The organism is uncultured Tateyamaria sp. (assembly GCF_947503705.1).
Classification (GTDB): Bacteria; Pseudomonadota; Alphaproteobacteria; order Rhodobacterales; family Rhodobacteraceae; genus Tateyamaria.
In genome coordinates, this window is the sequence record NZ_CANNES010000001.1 from 25,286 (window position 1) to 43,193 (window position 17,908).

Consider the following 17,908-nt stretch of genomic DNA (forward strand, 5'->3'; position numbering starts at 1 on the left):
GATAAGTGAGTAACAGAGTGGTAACGAGAATCAACAATCAATGAGCGGTAGTCAACCCTGGTCGCCAGCAGATGCTACGACCTTCATAAACAAGATAGCGTTGAACAAGACGTGTGATGTAGCCATTACTGCTCATGCTAAGGAGAGAATGAATGAACGTAGTCTAATCATGTCAGATGTCCTTTTTGTACTGAAGAATGGGTATGTGTACGAAGAGCCTGAACCTTCGACACTTGACAGTTTCTTCAAGTATAAGGTGGAGAGCCAGTCACCGAACTCGGGAACTCGCACACTGCGAGTTGTGGCAATCCCAGACGAAAAATCGTGCCAGTTGAAGATAGTAACAATAATGTGGCGCGACGAAAAATGACGGAGAAAAAATGGCACCTTATCAATACACTGAGTGCGGCCTAGACAATGTGTTCATCGAAGGAATGAATGTAGTGGAAGATCATGCCGGTGAGGAGACAGTAACAATTCCGGCAATAGGCCTGCTTCATCAGGTAATCGCGGAGGGGATCGTCTCTCTACCATCGAAGATGAGCGGTAAGGAACTGAGATTCCTTCGTACAGAGATGGGAATGACACAGGAGCAACTGGCGGAAATACTAAAGGTCACACCCCTAACCGTGAGTAGGTGGGAACGTGAAGAGTCGCCGATCAAAGACGCGGCAGAAATGCTGATACGTATTATGGCTGTTCAGCGGCTAGAGTTGGATGTGGACATGGACGTCGATGATGTGTCCGAGAAGGTGACGCTGTCAGTCCGGAGTTCTCCAATTCGGATCGATGGCAGCGATCCTCAGCACTATAATCTAGTGGCTGCTTAAGTGAACCGGTGTCCGATGAACTGACTTCATCGGACACCGAACCTAAGTTGCGTTGTTATAGACAATTAAACGAACACTTAAAAAACCACCCCACTCACCAACCCCACATTCGCGTAAGGCGTGCCTTCCCCCGTCCGCACCACCACGACGGCCCCACCGGAACGCTCCTTGAACACCTCGTGGGGCACCAGGTCGCAGGCCACCCGTGCGTCGATCTCTCCACCAACAGCCCCCGCCTCTGATGCCCGGAACGCCGCCTCGACGCACATTTCGCCCAACACCGCTTCCAGCACATCCAGCATCGCGGGCACGCCCAACGTTACCGCCAGATCCACGCAAGGCACTCCAGCAGGGACAGGCAATCCAGCGTCGCCGATCACCAGCACGTCGCCATGGCCAAGACCCGCCACGATCCGCGACAACTCTGCATTTAGAATTCCGGATTTCTTCATTGCGCCACCTCCGCCCCGACCCTAGCGGAGCAAGGCGGCCCGAGCTAGCGCCGCGTCGCCTTCCATTTCCGGTACGTCTCGTCATCCATCCCAACAGGCGGATAGCTCCCCGACCAGGGCAGCACCGGTTCAGACATCCAGCGCTTGCGTTCTTCGATCGCCGAAACCATCCGGTCGGCATCGACCATCACGCGGTGCATCGCCTCCTTGGGGTCCAGACCAATGGCCCGGTGCAGCACCAATTCGTCCCGCATCGGGATCACCACACAGCGCGGTTTACCATGATTGTGCAGCCACAGATGGCCCAGCTCTTCATAGACGAACTTCAGCTCGTTACTGGCGTGCTTTCGGAAATCGGTGAAATTTATTTTGCGAATTTCGGTGGGCATGTTGTCGCGGTCCTTTGACGCATTTTCAAAACGTACAGATCGCGGGTCAAAATGCGCATTTCATGCAAAACGGCCCCAAATCCGCAGATCGGGGCCGTTTGAAATTGTGCAATTCGGGGCCGAACCTGTACGTTTTTGACCCTATCCGACGCCCCTCAGGGCATGGTTAAGGGGCCGTACGCTGTGGCCACGGGAGCTTTACTTATAGCCAAAGGCGGCGTTGGGCATCCAGTCGGGCGCACCCTTGCCGGCCCGCATGTGCAGGCACGAACTGCCAACCCGCTGGAAATATGTGGCCTCTAGCGGGTACCAGCCGGCCTGGGGCACTTCGACCTCAACCGCGCGCGTTTCACTGCACGATTGGCGCCCGTCGAAATAGCCAACCGTCTGCCCGCCGACCCTCGCGTCGAGGCCATCATTGGTCAGAAAATCAATGGTATAGGTGCCGGGGCTGTAAAATTTGACATAGCCCGAAATTGCGGCCGCAACGTGGTGCGCCTGGCCGGATGTGAGCGTGTCATCGCCATTGTTGGTGTCCCGATAATCCAATCCGGACAACGGCTTACCGGCCTTGGCCTTCTTCAGATAGCGGGTGGCCTGGCTCAGGCTTTTGACATCAGCCGGAAAGGCGTATTTCACCGCCAGCCCTTGTTTCAGCCCTGTGGGCTGCGGGTTTGCAGGTTTCAGCTTGAGCGGGGCGGCAAATGCGCCCGTCGCAACCATTGCCAAGGCGGTTGCCGTCGCAACCGTTCTAAAGAATTTCATTCCGTAACTCCCAGTGTCCCGGCCGCTATGCTGCAGCCTTTTATAGCCAGAGTGTAAAAGGGCGATGCGGGCGCTGGCAACCTCTTGGCAACAAACGTGATCTGGCCCTTGGCGATTACGGCGCACGGTAGAACAGATACCGCTCGGGATCGATTGTATCCGGCCCGCTGATCTGCTCAAAACCGATCAGAGGTTGCTGCGAAAGCACCAGCCCATTTGGCACCATGACCGCCGCAATCAGGGGGCTTAGCTTGGCTCCCTCCTCAACGTCCAAGTCCTTGACACCAAAACCGAAATCATAATGGGCCAGCGCGATCCGTGCGCCGTTTTGCGCCAGATCGTGCAACATGTCATCGGCCTCGCCTTGCAGGAAATCGGCCTCTGGTGGGACACAGGTGGGATGGCATTTCAGGATACGGTCGATTACCCAGATCCGCCGCCCTTTGATCTCCTGGCGCAGGTGGTCATAGCTGCGCCCATTGCCCAGCCCCATTTCCAAAACATCGCCCGCGACACCGTCGATCTGACCCGCCGCCCAATTGATACCGTCGATCTGCGCGGTCAGGCGGCGGCGCATTGATTCCAGTCTGCTCATTTGTCGGTCTCCATGGTCCAGGGGCGGGCGCCCCCGGCCTGCATTTCTGTCAAAAACGCCTCTGAAAAGGTCCAGATGGCGGGTGTGTGAACAAGGTGATGGGTCAAAAGGCCAAAGGGTTCATGCGCGTCCGCAAGGCCACTGGCTCGGTCCGTCAAATGAGCGGCAGCATCCGCGATCAACTGCTCTGGGGCCACGAGGTCACGCGTCCCTTTCCACCAGATCGGATCGACATGGGTGTTCACCACATCCAGGTCGGCAAGGCGGGCCCCGGCACGCGGCCCATATGTGGACAAAATCCGGTATCCCTGCGCTGCCAGCCCATGGGTCACCTCATCGTTGATGCGGTTCCAGGGCGGCACAAACATAGGCCTGAGCCGCGCTCCAAAGAGGCGCGCCATCTTGTCGAGGGCTTGTTGGGTTTCAGCCAACGAACCACTCCGAAGCGTTTGAAACTCATTCCTTTTTTCGCCTGACCTACTGTAATCTGTGTGCGCCCAGCCATGCACGACAGGCACGAACTGCGCCGGATCAAGGGCCTCGGGCAAAGCCTCATCCACATGGGCGGGAATGATCGCGAGGTGCACCGGCACGCCGCACCGCTTCGACACTTGCGAGAGTTGAGACAGAGCGGGCGTCATCGCAACTGCATCATCGTCGCGCCACCACAGCGGCACGTCGACACCTGCGTCTCGACAGGCGGCCAAGGCGGCGCGCAGCGGTGTCCAATCAAACTCTGTCACAACGCCCCCTTTCGCAACTGATGCGCGATCTGCACTGTTTCACGCGCGCCATCCATAGTTTGGGTTCGGGGGGCACGCCGACCAGTAGTGATCACGTCATTGACAGCACGCGCGAGCGTGGCGGCATCCAACGATTCCTGCCGCAAAACCGCAATGCCGGGCATCTGCCCCAACGCATCCGCGCGCAGCCCTTGTTCAACCTCGCCACCGTCATCAAAAGGCACCAGGACAGCAGGCACACCCGTCTGCATCACGTCCAAGGCGGTGTTGTAGCCCGCCATGGAAACCGACGCAGCGGCGCTCGCCAGAAACTGGCGAAACTCCGGATGCGGCGCTTCGATCGTGACGTTGTCAGCTGCCTCGGCTTGCAGCGCGCCCCGGCGGGCCTCTGCCCCGCCAACAAACAGCCGCCATTGCATCTGGGGCATCTCTGACGCGGCTTGGATCGCGGCGGCGAACAACGCGTCCCCGACACTTCCGCCGCCTGCACTGACCAAAACGGTCTGGTCTAGTTGCCCGCCCAGCCGGGGTGGTGGCGGTGCGACATAGCCTGTGTAACACAGCTTGGTTTGCAGGGCTGCCGTCACAGGCCAACTGTGTTCCAGCGTCACAACGTCCGGGTCCGAATGGACCAAAACGCCGTCGTAAAAACGCGAAACAAGCTCTTCTGCGAATACAACTTTTTTGGGTTTACTGGGTGGGGCGAGGATATCACGGATCGAACTCAGGACGACGGGTGCGGGTGTCATGGATTTGGCCGCCTGTAGCAGCGCCTGCAACTCCTGGCGCAATATCCGCCGCCCAAAGGGAAAAAGCTCGGTCATCAAGATGTCGGGCTGTATGCGGCGCAGGATCGACAGCATTTGGTCCTCCCTGCGCAACAGCATGTCCGGGGTCGCTTCGGCGCCATCCGCTGTCAGCAATGTCGAAAAATCAACGCCGTTTGAACGCACTGGCTCAAGCTGTTCGAAGCCGATGCCAACAGTATTGAAATGCGGCACGGGCAAGCCGCCGCTGACCACGGTCACCTCATCGCCCGCCGCCAAAAAGGCGCGCGCCAGCGTCAAGGCACGCGACAGGTGGCCGGTGCCCAACAGGTGCGTGACCACGATCATCGCCTTCATGACGCACCGCGCAACAGGCGGACGGGTGTGGCCTCTGCTGACAGGTTGCCATTTTGGATATGCAGAACAAACAGGCGATCTCGCTTGATCTGAAACGGGGCGGGGCCGCTGAAGTTCCAGCCCGTCGCCATAGCCATGAGGACCCGCATAACACCAATGTGGCAAACGGCGACCGTGTCACGTTCAAGCGCCTCTACCCATGGCGACAGCCGCGCGCGCAGGGCGGTCGGCGGTTCGCCGCCCGGCGGGCAATAGTCCCAGCCCCAGGCCTCGATATCGCGAAACGCGCTGCCCGGTTCCGACTTCAACTCAAGGCCTTTGCGACCTTCCCAATCGCCCCAATCCATTTCCATCAGCGCGGCTACCGCCATAGGCTGACGCCTCACCACGATCTGCCCGGTTTCGACCGCACGGGACAGCGGACTGGAGACCAGGTCGGCCTCTTCCCAGTCATGTGGCAAACGCAGTTCGGCCAAGTGCGCGCGCGCCACGTCATCCAGAGGGATGTCCGTACGCCCCTGTATTCGGCCTGCTCGATTCCACGCGGTATGCCCGTGGCGCAGCAATGCAAGCCGTGTCATGTGCGAACCTCGACCAGTGCCGCCGCCAAGGTCCGTGCCGCTGGCCCCAACAGATGATGCGCACCAACCATCGCACGTGCGTCCGCCCCCATCTTCTGGCGCAATGGCGGGTCACTCAGCAAATTCACTATTGTGTGCGCCATGGCATCTGGGCCCTCGTGGGGACGCGGATGCTGGCCGTGCACCACATCGCGCACACCGGGGCGGTCCTGAGCAACAACGGGCAAGCCCGCAGCCTGCGCTTCGAGGTAAACCACGCCAAAGGCCTCGTTAACACCGGGCCAGAAAAACAAGCTGGATTGCGCATAGATGCCTGCCAAGGCCTCTGGCGGCCGGGCACCTAAAAACGACACGCGGTCCTGTTCTGGGGCCATCATCTGCTCCACCCTTGCGCGCGCCGGGCCATCGCCGACAATCGCCAAAGACCAGTCCAGCCCGCTGGGCAAAACGGCCAGCGTGTCAGCAATTAACTGATAAGACGCCAATTTATCGCCATGCCGCATCATACCCACGCTCAGCATCTTGCCGTTCAGCGGGCTTTGCGGTGGTAACTCCTCGCGGGATAAAAAGGGTGGCAGGTGCACCAGTGATTGGCCCGTGGGCGCGTCCCGGCGCAGCGTTTCGGCGTCGCGATGTGTGAAGTACAGGATCGTATGCGCGGCATCGCTGGCCGCCTCCGCAGCAGCGGCAAATGCAGCCCAAGGGCCGACAAGCCGCTTGCGGGCCCGCGTACTTTCGACTTGCAAGTAGGGAATGCCCAGAGCTTGACTGACAGCGGGGCCAATCAGGTCAGGGGCCTTATAGTAGTTGTGGTAGGTCACCCACGCCTGCCAGTTTTTCGCCTCGGGACAAGCGACCAGACGTGCCACTTCGACCTGCGCTTCCAAGGCCAGCGCATCTTGCTTGGCCCGGTCCCCATGCTTGTCCAAAAGGCGCAACTCAGACGCCAGATGCACTGACACATCGGCATGAACCAAGGCTGCCATCAATGCCGCCGCCATCGCACGATCACCAGACGGAACCGGATGGTTTGGCGACTTCAGCGGGGCATAAAAGGCCACCGTCATGCGGGCAGCCCCTCGCGCATGATGGCCCGCAAACGGTTCGCCAGATGATCAATGCCCGGCTGCATCTGGAACTCGGATTGCAACCGGTCAAAGGCGGCTTGGGCCATTTCCGCGCTGACATCCGGGGCCTGTTCGAGGCGCAGCATATGCCCCGCAAGTGCGGCGGGTGCATCGTCGCTCAGAACACCGTGCACGCCATCATCAATGAACTCGGGGATGGCAGAGACGGGCGTGGACAGAATAGGCAGCATTTGGCTGGCAGCCTCCATCAGCACATTTGGCAGGCCGTCGCGGTCCCCGTCCTCCGCCACGCGACTGGGCAAGACGAACAGGTCAGCAGAGCGCATCGCCGCGATGACCTCTGGCTGATCGCAAGCGCCGCGCCAAGTGATACGCGCCTCGACGCCCAAGGCTTCGGCGCGGGATCGCATCTGGGCATCAAGCGCGCCGCCACCGATATGCACCCAATGCCAATCCATGTGATCGGGCAGCAACGCCAAAGCATCCAACAGCCGGTCAAACCCCTTTTTCTCGACCAGACGGCCGACCGACAGCATTTCGAACCGCTGGCCGGGGATCCGTGTCGGCCGCGCCGCAGGCAAGGGAAAACGCGCAAGGTCTAGGCCGTGATAGACCAGATCGACCGGCGTGCTTTGAGCCAGATCATTCAGGTGCGCCGCGCCAAAGGCCGTACAGGTTGCCCCGAACGAAGCACCAGCCGTCTGATGATCCAGTTTCTCGCGCAATTCCCAGTCCGGCGACGTCCAGATATCCTTGGCATGGGCGGAGAAGGACCACGGCATGCTGCGCAGCATCGCAGCATAACGCGCAACAGACGATGGCGTATGGAGAAAGTGGGCATACAGCGCCTGAGTGCCAGACGGCAGCTCTTTGGCCAACACACAAGCCTGGCCAAAACGGCGGATGCGGTTTTTTGTCGGATCACGACGCAAGTCGCGAAAAAACTGGACCGCAGCCCGCCAGAACCCTAGCCGTCCCATCGACCAAAACAGGCCAGATAGCACGCGGCCCGGCGCATCGCCCAGGTATTCCGGCAAATAGAACACGTCAGCCCTGAGCTGATCATGCAACGGGTGGGTCTTGTGATCCGTGGGGTGGCGCAGTGACCAGATCGCGAAATCAATGCCCGCCCGCTCGAGGGCCAACAGCTCCTGCGCGATAAAGGTTTCGGACAAGCGCGGCCAGCCTTTGACCACGATGGCCAGCCTAGGCGTGGGCTGGGTCATTCGGCGGCATCGCTCACCCGGCGGGACATCAGATGCCGCGCCCGGTCGATCACCACATCAAGCCCGTCCAGCAGGCCATCCGCCCCCGCCTCGGACGGGCGGTTCTGACCCGGCAAGGCGCGGATGGCGGCAATCATGCTTTGCGGCGTCAGCCCGTCGCGGAACTGGTCGAGGTTGCGCACCAGCCCAAGCTCTTCGGCGCGGTTGGCCCTGATCCACTGTTCCAGACGCGGTTTGGTGCGCGGCACGATCACGGCCCGTTTGTCAAAGGACAGAACCTCGCAGAAGGTGTTGTAGCCCCCCATCGACACAACGCCCTCCGCCCCGGCAAAAAGGGATTCGATGCGGCTGTCAAAGCCGGTGGCGACCACACGGCCATTCAATGCGGCCACGCGCGCCTCGAACGCGTCGCGGGTGTCGCCGGACAGGAACGGGCCGTAGACCAGCACCGCATGGGGCGCCAGCGTCGGGTCCTTCTCATATGCCTGCAAAACCAGATCGACCATTGCGCGCCCGTCGCCGCCGCCGCCGGGCGTGACCAGAACATATGGCGTGTCAGGCACTTCGGCGTGATCAATGATCTCTCGGCGCAAATAACCGGTCCAGAACATCCGCGCGCGCGCAGCATCCGACAGGGGCAAACCGGCAGTGGGGTCATAGACGGATTTCACGCCATAGACCCAAATCTCGTCATAAAAGGCCTCAGTGGCCGCGATTGAACCCTTGCGCTCCCACTCGGCGGCCAGCACTTCGGGTTCGTCCAGCACATCGCGCAGGCCCAGAACGATCCGGGTCTTGCCCGAACGGTTCAGCATCTCGAGGGTGGGCAAAAGTTCGCCCCGGAAGCCGGTGGATTCCTTGTCAACGATCAGGAGGTCTGGTTCGTATTGCGCAACGGTGGATTGGATCAGGCCTGCCCGCAGGGCTGTGGTGGCCTCGATATCTTCGCCGGGAGCCTGACTGACATATGACCCGTCAGCCAGTTTCTTAACACCTGGCAAGCGCACGTGATCTACGGATTCCGGGAACGTGAATCGGCCAGCCACGGGGCTGCCCGTCAGAATGATGGCAGACGCGGCCACGCCTGATTGGGTCAACGCTGAGGCCAGTGCGCGGCTACGCCGCAAATGGCCCAATCCAAATGTGTCATGACTATACAGGACCACGCGGCGCTGGCGCGTCCCGATATGCGTCGGCGCTGCTGCTGTCGATTGGCCCATATTCGTCGTCTTTACCTTGTCGCTCTCTGACCGCGCACATGGCGGCGTTCAAAGAATCTTAACAGCCGTATATCACAGCAATCGATTTTCCCAAGCCATGGCATGTCACACCTACTCACGCAAAGCGGATTGCGCCGTCACATTGTGCGAAGCGGGACCGAAATGGCACGGCATTCAAGGACCGGTCCCGGCAAAATGCACGGGGCGACCAATTGCATTGCCCAAGGCGGTGGCATAGCGTTTGCGAAAGGTGACTGGGGTGGACTACTGCGATGAAACACTGGCTTGGCGGGCTGTTGGCCTGCATGTTCCTGGCACTTTTGCTTTTGTCGCCCGCACAGAGCATAGCACAGGGCCTGACAAATCTGTTGCCCCAACCCGCGGCCTCGGGCGAGACGGATGCCGAAACTGACATTGAAAGCATCATGCGCACCGCCGCCGAAAACGGCGTCAGCGTGGTGGTCATCGACAGTGATGGTCGCGTTCTGACCCAAGTGGGCGATAGCGGCCAGAGCGCCGAGCCCGAACCGGGTGCGGGCTCGAACCTTATGGCGATCCAGGACGAGGCCGCTGCCTTTCGCACCGTTCTGATCGACCGGTTCTTGAACCTGCCCGACGCCTTTAACGAAGTGATCTACATCCTGCGGGCCACCAGCCCCGACGGCACCATTTTCGCCTATGTCGAGGTGCTGCTTTACAGCCTTGCCCTGCTCGGTGTCGGCGCGTTGTTTCAGCACGAAATCTACGGCAAGCGGATCGTCAAACGCTTTGTCGTAGCGCGCATTCTGGAAAATCCGCAGGGCTATGGCGGCAAAATGCCGTTCCTCATGTTCCGCTTTTTCATGGGTGCGATCGGGATCGTGGTGGCCATGGCGGTGGCCTATATTCTGGGGATGATCCTCTTTGGTCCGCTTGAGGACCCGGCGCTGCAATTCACGGCTGCGCTGATCAACGTGGGCTTTTTCCTGATCCGGCTGGTGGTCAGCGTCTGGCGCATGATCCTGTCGCCCTTCCTCACGCAATACCGCATCCCGCTGATGTCGGATGCGGACGCGAAAAAGCTGTTTCGCTGGTTGTCCGTCGGGACATTCCTAGGCATCTCGACGATCCTCTTTGGCATCTGGATCAAGGAACTGGGTCTGAATGTCGAAGTACACGTGTTCCTTTATTCGCTACTGACCCTCGTCACCATGGCCCAAAGCATCGCCCTCGTCCTCGTGAACCGCACCACAGTGACCCAGGCGATCCTGAACGGCACCCGCCCCGAGGCGGCGACGTGGGTTCTGCGCACGCTGTCCAAACTCTGGGCCCCGATCAGCATTCTGTTCTTTCTGTTTGCCTGGGGCGAACAGACCTATCACCTGATCATTGGCGACGACGAGGGCGTACCCTTGCTCGTTGGCGGCTGGATCATTCTGACGACCATCATAACGGTTTACGGCATCCTCAACTTTTTCATCGAACGCAGCTTTGCCCGCGCTCGCCTTGTCGAGGTTCAAAGGACGCAGAGCGATTATGGCGACGATGACACACTGCCCGTTGACCCCAACCCGGCCTACCGGCCCGGTCTGACGTCGTTCCAGGGGCTGGCCCAACGCATCGCGGGCATCATCGCCTTTGTGGCGGGGTCCTATGCGTTCATATCCATGTGGCAGCCATCAACAGGCATGATGACCGACACGCTGGCTGATCGTTCGCTGGATGTGGTGGCGATCATTTTCCTCGGCTACATTGCCTACAACGCCTTCCGCATCTGGATCGACAAAAAGATCGTCGAGGAACAGGGCGACATGGAAGAAGGCGAGTTGGGCGATGAGGGAGGCGGCTCAAGTGCGTCCCGTTTGGCAACCCTGCTGCCCCTGTTTCGCAATTTCATCCTTGTGGTCATCGTCGTCACCATCTTCCTCATCACATTGATGGAACTTGGCGTGAATGTCGGCCCCCTCTTTGCGGGTGCGGGCATCGTGGGCGTGGCTGTGGGTTTTGGTAGCCAGAGCCTGGTGCGCGACATCTTTTCCGGTGCATTCTTCCTCTTTGATGACGCGTTCAGACGGGGCGAATATATCGACGTGGGCGGGGTCAAAGGGACGGTCGAAAAGATCAGCGTGCGCAGCTTTCAATTGCGCCACCATCTGGGCGCACTGCACACCATGCCTTTTGGCGAAATCCAGGTGCTGACCAACTATTCGCGCGACTGGGTGATCATGAAACTGCCCCTGCGCGTGACCTACGACACCGATGTGGAAAAGGTCCGCAAGCTGATCAAAAAGCTGGGGGTGGAGCTGCTGGACGATCCAGTGATCGGTGACAACTTTATCCAACCGCTGAAATCCCAGGGCGTGATCGAGATGCAGGACAGCGCCATGATCATCCGGGTCAAGTTCATGACCAAACCGGGCGATCAATGGCTGGTGCGCAAAAAGGTCTACGAGGAAATCCGCGCCCTCTTTGAGCGCGAGGGCATTCACTTTGCCCACCGCGAGGTCACCGTCCGTCTGGCCGAGGACAAAAAGATCGAAGATCTGACCGACAGCGACCGCAAGGCCATCACCGCCGCCGCACAGGCCGCGATGGACGATGAACTGCTCGAAGGTGGGGTCGAGGACGGCGACGACCGATAAACCCCCTCGACATGAGGCCAGAAAGGGCATAGGCGCGCAGGCTTGGTGACCGGCATCGGCCGGACCCTTTGATGTGTTAGGACCGATCCTTTGATGATACCGCTGCAAACCGCGCTGACCGCCCGCGGCTATACCGAATTGACCCCCGTTCAAACTGCCGTCACCGACCCCGACCTGATCGGCGCGGATATGCTTGTCTCGGCCCAGACCGGGTCGGGAAAAACGGTGGGCTTTGGCCTTGCCCTGGGCCCAACGCTGTTGGGGGACGCAGACCGGTTTGACGCGGCGGATACACCGCTGGCCCTGATCATTGCCCCCACGCGCGAGTTGGCGATGCAGGTCAAGCGGGAGCTGGCCTGGCTTTATGCCGAGACGGGCGTTGTGATGGCGTCCTGTGTCGGCGGTATGGACATGCGCGACGAACGCCGCGCCTTATCGCGTGGTGCGCATATCGTGGTGGCCACGCCCGGGCGTCTGCGCGATCATATCATGCGCGGCTCTATCGACCTCACCGCCATTCGCGGCGTGGTGTTGGACGAGGCCGACGAGATGCTTGACCTCGGTTTCCGCGAAGATCTTGAGTTCATTCTGGGCGAATGCCCCGAGACCCGCCGCACGCTCATGTTTTCGGCCACGGTGCCTGCACAAATCGCGCGTCTGGCCAAGACCTATCAAAAAGACGCGGTGCGCGTCGCGACGCAAAGCAGCGGAAGCCAGCACGCCGACATTACCTATCAGGCGATGATGGTCGCCAACCACGACGCCGAAAATGCGATTATCAATGTGCTGCGCTTTCACGAGGCGCCCAATGCCATCGTCTTTTGCAATACGCGGGCAATGGTCAACCGGGTCACAACGCGGCTGTCAAACCGCGGGTTCTCCGTTGTCGCCTTGTCCGGCGAGTTGACGCAGTCGGAGCGGACAAACGCCCTCCAAGCGATGCGCGACGGGCGGGCACGGGTCTGTGTGGCCACGGACGTGGCAGCGCGCGGTATCGACCTTCCCAACCTTGAACTGGTGGTGCACGCCGAACTGCCCTCGAACCACGAGACGCTCTTGCACCGCTCGGGCCGGACGGGCCGCGCGGGCCGCAAAGGCACCAGCGCCCTGATCGTCACAGCCAAAGTGCGATCCAAAGCGATGCGCATCCTCAAGGGGGCCAAGCTTGAGGCGGAATGGATCGACGCACCCTCCGCCGACGCCGTGCGGGCGCAAGACGAATTGCGCTTGATGGACGATCCGATGTGGACGGACGAGGTCACCGAAGGCGAAGCGGTCATGGTCGCCAAACTGGCCGCCGGGTTTACCCCCGAACAACTGGCCGCTGCATTGTTGCGGATGCACGGCCTGCGCCATTCCGCCCCTGAACATCTATCCGCCATCACCGGCGATAAGGCGCCCAAGGCGCGCGCGCCCTTTGGACCAAGCGTCTGGTTCTCGGTCACTGGCGGGCGCAATCAGGGCGTCGAGGTTCGCCGCCTCTTGCCCATCGTCTGCAACGCGGGCGACATCACCAAGGACGACATCGGCGCGATCCGCATCCAGGGCGACATGTCTTATGTGGAAATTCAAGAGAGTGCCGCAAACGGCTTTGTCACGGCCCTGGGATCGGACATGAAAGTCGAAGGCGGCGCCGTGGTCACCAAGCTTGATGGCGTACCAGCGGCGGCCAGCCAACCCAAACCACGGTTCGAGCCGCGTACAGGCGGCAAACCTGCCCCGCGCGGCCCCAAGCGGGATTATGGCGACAAGCCCAAGTACAATCCCGATGATGCCCCGCCACCTGCGCGCACCAAAAAGGTCTGGGACAGCCCTGCTAAACCCAAGGGAAAATCCTCGGCCCCCATTGACTGGGACGATGCCCCGCCCCCGCGGCACAAAAAACCGAAACCCGGCGCAAAACCCACGAGCAAACCTTCGTCGAAATCGAAATTCTCCAAGCCGCCATCGACCATGGAAAAGGCGGTCAAGGACGGTGCGGTGTCGGACTTCAAGAAACCCCGACACAAATCCGGGGCCAAGGGGCCAACAACGACGGGCGCACCCAAAGTCGGGAAGCCCAACAGCAAAAAGAACAAGGCCCGCCGCGCAGCCGCCGCCGGAGGTACGCAACCTCCGCGCCGCAAACCGTAAATCGGATCGTTGTCCGCCCCTAGCTTTAGCTTTTGTACGGGTCCAGACTGTCGCGCAGACCGTCACCAAGGAAGTTGAAGGCCAGCACCACAATGATGATCGGCAGCATCGGGATCGCCGTCCACGGATAGATCTCGATGCTGGCCAGGTTCTGCGCATCGTTCAGCATCACGCCCCAACTGACCGCTGGAGCCCGCAGGCCCAGTCCCAGAAAGGACAGCGCCGTTTCCCCAAGGATCATCGCCGGTATCGACAGCGTCGCCGAAGCGATCAAATGTGACATGAAGTTCGGCAGCAAATGCCGCCGGATCACCCGCCCGGGCTTGGCCCCCATCATCTCTGCTGCGCGTACATATTCCTCCTCTCTCAACGAGAGGAACTTACTTCGGACGGCCCGCGCCAGGCCGGGCCAATCCAGTATCCCCAGGATAATGGAGATGATGAAAAAGACCGACACCGGTCCCCAATTCGAGGGCACCGCCGCCGACAGCGCCAACCACAAGGGCAGTTCTGGCAGCGAGCGCAGGATTTCAATCGCACGGTTTACAACCCAGTCCACCGTGCCGCCAAAATAGCCCGCGATAGAGCCAAAGAAGATGCCCAGAACAAAAGACACAGTGATGCCGATCAGACCAACGGTCAGCGACAGTTGCGCCCCGTAGGAAATCCGCGAAAACACATCCCGGCCCAACCGGTCAGAGCCAAAGATAAAAACCGTAGCGCCCTCGGGCGCGCAAAACAGATGCCGTTCGCTTGGGATAAAGCCAAAAAGGTTATATTCCGTCCGCTTGCAGAAAAACTGCAACGGCATGGGCCGGGTTTCATCCGTGACATAGGTCCAACGGTAATTTTCAAGGTCCGCCACCGCCTCGGTCGGATAAACAAAGGGGCCGATATACTCGCCCTCATGCCAGAAATTGATCGCTTGCGGCGGGTGGTACAGATACTCGGCGCTGCGCTCGTTCGGGGTATAGGGCGAAAAGAAGCCGGCAAAGGGGATCGCCATATAGGCCAAGAGCAGGAAGATGCCCGAAAGCAGTCCCAGCTTGTGCCGCCGAAATTTCCGCCACACCAAGAGCCAGTTGGGCGCGTCCATGTCCGTGCGGTCAATGGCCGACAAGTCCACGTTCGGGTCATAGGGCGCATCGTCGATAAAGCGACCGTCGGGAAGCGTGCTCATGGTCTATCCTTCCCGCGCGCCATAGCGGATGCGCGGATCTAGCAGCACCAGCAATAGGTCTGAAATCATCGTCCCGATCAGCGTCAACAGCGCCACGAACATCAGCACAAAAGCCGCCAGGAACTGGTCCTGCGACTTGAGCGCGGTGAGCAGCGCAGGCCCGATGGTCTGAAGCCCAAGCACCACAGACACCAGAACCGACCCCGACACCATGGCTGGCAGCAGGTTGCCGATATCCGCGACAAAGGGGTTAAAGGCCATGCGCAGCGGGTATTTGGTGAGCAGCTTGGTGGGCGAAAGGCCCTTGGCCACGCCGGTCTCGACATAGGGTTTGCTCAGCTCGTCCAGCATATTGGCACGTAGGCGCTGCATCATGCCCGCCGCCCCGGAGGTGCCGATCACAAAGGTGGGCACGATCAGGTGGACCAGAATGGATTTGACCTTGTCAAAGGACATCGGCTCGCCCTCGAACTGCGGGTCCATAAGGCCGCCGATGGGCAGGCCAAGGTACTTGTGGCCGTAGTAGAACAGCATGAGCGCCAGCAAAAAGTTCGGCGTCGCAAGGCCCAGATAACCGATGAACGCTGTGGTGTAATCCACCCATGTGGCAGACCGCGCAGCTGCCAGAACGCCAAGCGGCAAGGCCACCATATAGACAAACAAAACCGCTGCCAGATTCACCAGAACCGTCAGCCACAGTGCATCGCCCACGATATCCGCCACGGGCGCGTCAAACTCAAACGACCAGCCGAAATCGCCTTGCAACAGCCCGGAAAAGCCTTGCGGTCCGGGAATGGCACCCACCCAGATCAGATACTGCTGCCACAAGGGCCGATCCAGCGCGTATTCCTGGCGCAGGAACTCTGCCTTGGCCACGCCCTCGGCCTGACCGGTAGCACGCAGTTCGGCAATCTGGTTCGACAGGTAATCGCCCGGCGGCAGGTTGATGATGATGAAAATCAGAACGGAAACGACAGCCAGCGTCAGCAGCATCGTCAACAGACGATAAGCGGCGTAACGCAGAAACATCATTCGATCACCTGCGCAAGCTCTGGGTCGGCAAAGAAGAATTCATCGACCCGGTGGATACCGAAATGCGCCCCTGGCTCCCATGCCCACTTGCCGAATTCTGGCACATTTCGCAGCCGGTCCGACACCACGACGGGCTGCGGCGCCTCAGACAGGATGCCAATGCCGTATTGCTGTTGCGAGTGTATTTCCAGCATCTCGTTCCAGACCCGGCTCCGCGCGGCGGGGTCTTCGACCTCGGCCCAATGTTTGTTCAGCTCCATCAGCCGCTTGGCCGGTTCCATATCCACAGGCTCGCCCGCGGCACCGCGGGTCTGGTAATATTGTCCCCATTTAGGCCAGGCAAAGAACACCTGATCCGTGGGCGCAAGGTATCCGGGCGGCGTGTAGGATTGCGGAATGCCGTTGTCCCAGCCGTACCAGACCGACGCCATGGTCACCCCGGAAAACACCCGGTTGCGCAGGATGTCACGATCCAGCGGGCGCATGATCAGCTTGATGCCCAGATCGCGCCAGGTGTCGGTGATGATGGCCAGCGCATTTTCGACCTCCTGCCGTTCGCCGGCAGTCTCGATCACGAACTCCATCGGACGGCCATCAGGCAACAGGCGGATGCCGGATTTGTCCCGGGTCGTCAGACCCATTTCATCTAGCATCGCATTGGCCGTGGACAGATCATAGAGCGCCCAGCGTGACAGGTTGTCGGCGTCAAAGAACGGGCTTTTGGCCAGTGCCGTCATGCCCCCTTCTTTGCCAAGCCCGAAATAGAGGGCTCGGTTGATCATGCGACGGTCAATGCCCATCGACAGGGCACGGCGGAACCGCGCATCGCGGATCACCTCGCGCCAGACCGGGTCGGCAAAGTTGAGGTTGGGGTAGATCGCGATCTGGCTTGCGGCACCATTGGCCCAAAGAAAAGTGCGATAGGGCGCGCCATCGGCCTCCCCCTTTTTCAGGATCGACACATCCCGAAAATCAAGGCCTCGGGCCTGCAAATCGCTTTCGCCCGCGTTGGATTTTGCGGCCACAAGGCCCGAACCCACAATCCCCATCTCGACCACATCGATGTAGGGCAATTGCACACCGCGCGCGTCAACCCGATGGAAATAAGGGTTGCGCACGAACAAGGCGCGAGATTGCCCGCCTACGCTTGCCGGTTTCCAGGGTTGCAAGGTCGGCAGCTCGTGGTTGTCAAACTTGTACATGTTATCAAGTTTGTTGTGCAGCGGTGCCCAGCCCCGGACCCGCTTGCGATCGATCATTTCCTCCATCTCTTCAACCGTGTTGAAGTCGACATGGAACTGTTTGAGGTAATGCGCAGGCCGGTAGATAAAGGGTGGGCTGGCCCCGGCCAGTGACTGCAAAAAAATGGGATTGGGCTGTGGGAACTCAATCACGACTGTCTGAGCGTCAGGAAAGGTCATCGTGGCCACTTCGCCACCTGCGCGCATGACCTCGGGCGGGCCGTTCGGGCTCAGTTCTTCGTTTTGGGCGACGTGGTTCCACCAATACTCAAAATCGGCCGAGGTGAAGGGTGCCCCATCTGACCAGCGATGGCCGGGGCGCAAATGCAGGGTGAAGATGCGTTCATCCACCACTTCAATGTCGCGCAGGATGTCAGGGCGTAGCGCATAATCGTAGTCATAGCCCACAAGGCGGGCATAGCCGTAAACCACCATCTGGCGCACGTCCTTGGTCCGTGTGACCATGGTGCGCAAGGTGCCGCCCTGTTTGCCAAAGTCACGGCCCTTGGCCTCAAGATCGACAACCAGCGGCGTTTGCGGCACGCGCATCGGCGCCGGGTCCATCTGACCCTTTTCGACTTCGGCCGCCCAAAACGCGCTTTCCTGCACAACGAGTTGCGCGCCTTGTGGCGCGACGGACTGAGCAAAGGCAGGCAGGGCCATCAGCCCTGCGATCAAAATGGCAGTC

The 17,908-nt window shown here is 60.2% G+C and carries 17 protein-coding genes; 4 read left to right on the plus strand and 13 right to left on the minus strand.

Going from position 1 to position 17,908, the window contains the following annotated elements; all coding sequences use genetic code 11:
- Positions 1-40: 40 nt before the first annotated feature.
- Complete coding sequence (locus Q1A44_RS21875) at positions 41-370, plus strand: DUF4258 domain-containing protein (RefSeq protein ID WP_366942586.1); 330 nt, start codon at positions 41-43, stop codon at positions 368-370.
- 10 nt (positions 371-380) lie between these two features.
- A complete protein-coding gene (locus Q1A44_RS00140) occupies positions 381-830 on the plus strand; it encodes a helix-turn-helix domain-containing protein (RefSeq protein ID WP_299617814.1) in 450 nt (149 codons plus the stop codon).
- 77 nt (positions 831-907) lie between these two features.
- Here the strand turns inward: Q1A44_RS00140 and rbsD are convergent, their stop codons facing one another.
- The 10 genes from rbsD to Q1A44_RS00190 form a co-directional block, all read right to left on the minus strand.
- Complete coding sequence (gene rbsD, locus Q1A44_RS00145) at positions 908-1,282, minus strand: D-ribose pyranase (RefSeq protein ID WP_299617816.1); 375 nt, start codon at positions 1,280-1,282, stop codon at positions 908-910.
- Positions 1,283-1,326: 44 nt separating this feature from the next.
- Positions 1,327-1,671: a hypothetical protein gene (locus tag Q1A44_RS00150; protein ID WP_299617818.1), complete on the minus strand. Its 345-nt coding sequence runs from the start codon at positions 1,669-1,671 to the stop codon at positions 1,327-1,329.
- A gap of 198 nt (positions 1,672-1,869) precedes the next feature.
- Positions 1,870-2,436: a PA14 domain-containing protein gene (locus tag Q1A44_RS00155; protein ID WP_299617820.1), complete on the minus strand. Its 567-nt coding sequence runs from the start codon at positions 2,434-2,436 to the stop codon at positions 1,870-1,872.
- Between the two features lie 115 nt (positions 2,437-2,551).
- Entirely contained in the window at positions 2,552-3,031 is a 480-nt protein-coding gene (locus Q1A44_RS00160; protein ID WP_299617822.1) for a class I SAM-dependent methyltransferase, read from the minus strand.
- A complete protein-coding gene (locus Q1A44_RS00165; RefSeq protein WP_299617824.1) occupies positions 3,028-3,774 on the minus strand; it encodes a polysaccharide deacetylase family protein in 747 nt (248 codons plus the stop codon). The genes Q1A44_RS00160 and Q1A44_RS00165 overlap by 4 nt, the downstream gene beginning before the upstream one ends.
- Positions 3,771-4,898 carry a glycosyltransferase gene (locus tag Q1A44_RS00170; RefSeq protein WP_299617826.1) on the minus strand — a complete coding sequence of 376 codons (1,128 nt, stop codon included), beginning with the start codon at positions 4,896-4,898 and terminating at the stop codon, positions 3,771-3,773. The genes Q1A44_RS00165 and Q1A44_RS00170 overlap by 4 nt, the downstream gene beginning before the upstream one ends.
- The gene (locus tag Q1A44_RS00175; RefSeq protein ID WP_299617828.1) at positions 4,895-5,479 is read right to left on the minus strand and encodes a histidine phosphatase family protein; all 585 of its coding nucleotides are present in this window, start codon (positions 5,477-5,479) and stop codon (positions 4,895-4,897) included. Before Q1A44_RS00175 ends, Q1A44_RS00170 begins: the two co-directional genes overlap by 4 nt.
- Complete coding sequence (locus Q1A44_RS00180; protein WP_299617830.1) at positions 5,476-6,546, minus strand: glycosyltransferase family 4 protein; 1,071 nt, start codon at positions 6,544-6,546, stop codon at positions 5,476-5,478. The genes Q1A44_RS00175 and Q1A44_RS00180 overlap by 4 nt, the downstream gene beginning before the upstream one ends.
- Positions 6,543-7,793, minus strand: coding sequence for a glycosyltransferase family 4 protein (locus Q1A44_RS00185; RefSeq protein WP_299617832.1), 1,251 nt, complete (start codon positions 7,791-7,793; stop codon positions 6,543-6,545). The genes Q1A44_RS00180 and Q1A44_RS00185 overlap by 4 nt, the downstream gene beginning before the upstream one ends.
- A complete protein-coding gene (locus Q1A44_RS00190; RefSeq protein WP_299617835.1) occupies positions 7,790-9,013 on the minus strand; it encodes a glycosyltransferase in 1,224 nt (407 codons plus the stop codon). The genes Q1A44_RS00185 and Q1A44_RS00190 overlap by 4 nt, the downstream gene beginning before the upstream one ends.
- A gap of 272 nt (positions 9,014-9,285) precedes the next feature.
- Between Q1A44_RS00190 and Q1A44_RS00195 the strand changes: the two genes are divergently transcribed.
- Positions 9,286-11,634 (plus strand): mechanosensitive ion channel family protein, encoded by a 2,349-nt coding sequence (locus Q1A44_RS00195; RefSeq protein WP_299617837.1) that lies wholly within the window; start codon positions 9,286-9,288, stop codon positions 11,632-11,634.
- A 93-nt stretch (positions 11,635-11,727) separates the two neighbouring features.
- Positions 11,728-13,767, plus strand: a complete 2,040-nt coding sequence (locus Q1A44_RS00200) for a DEAD/DEAH box helicase (RefSeq protein WP_299617840.1) — start codon at positions 11,728-11,730, stop codon at positions 13,765-13,767.
- Positions 13,768-13,792: 25 nt separating this feature from the next.
- On the opposite strand, the gene Q1A44_RS00205 is transcribed toward Q1A44_RS00200, so the two are convergent.
- Genes Q1A44_RS00205 through Q1A44_RS00215 form a run of 3 tightly spaced genes read right to left on the minus strand, consistent with a single transcriptional unit; the run spans position 13,793 to position 17,883 of the window.
- Positions 13,793-14,947: an ABC transporter permease gene (locus Q1A44_RS00205; RefSeq protein WP_299617843.1), complete on the minus strand. Its 1,155-nt coding sequence runs from the start codon at positions 14,945-14,947 to the stop codon at positions 13,793-13,795.
- Positions 14,948-14,950: 3 nt separating this feature from the next.
- Complete coding sequence (locus tag Q1A44_RS00210; RefSeq protein ID WP_299617846.1) at positions 14,951-15,979, minus strand: ABC transporter permease; 1,029 nt, start codon at positions 15,977-15,979, stop codon at positions 14,951-14,953.
- Positions 15,976-17,883 (minus strand): ABC transporter substrate-binding protein, encoded by a 1,908-nt coding sequence (locus Q1A44_RS00215; protein ID WP_299621272.1) that lies wholly within the window; start codon positions 17,881-17,883, stop codon positions 15,976-15,978. Before Q1A44_RS00215 ends, Q1A44_RS00210 begins: the two co-directional genes overlap by 4 nt.
- Positions 17,884-17,908: the final 25 nt, after the last annotated feature.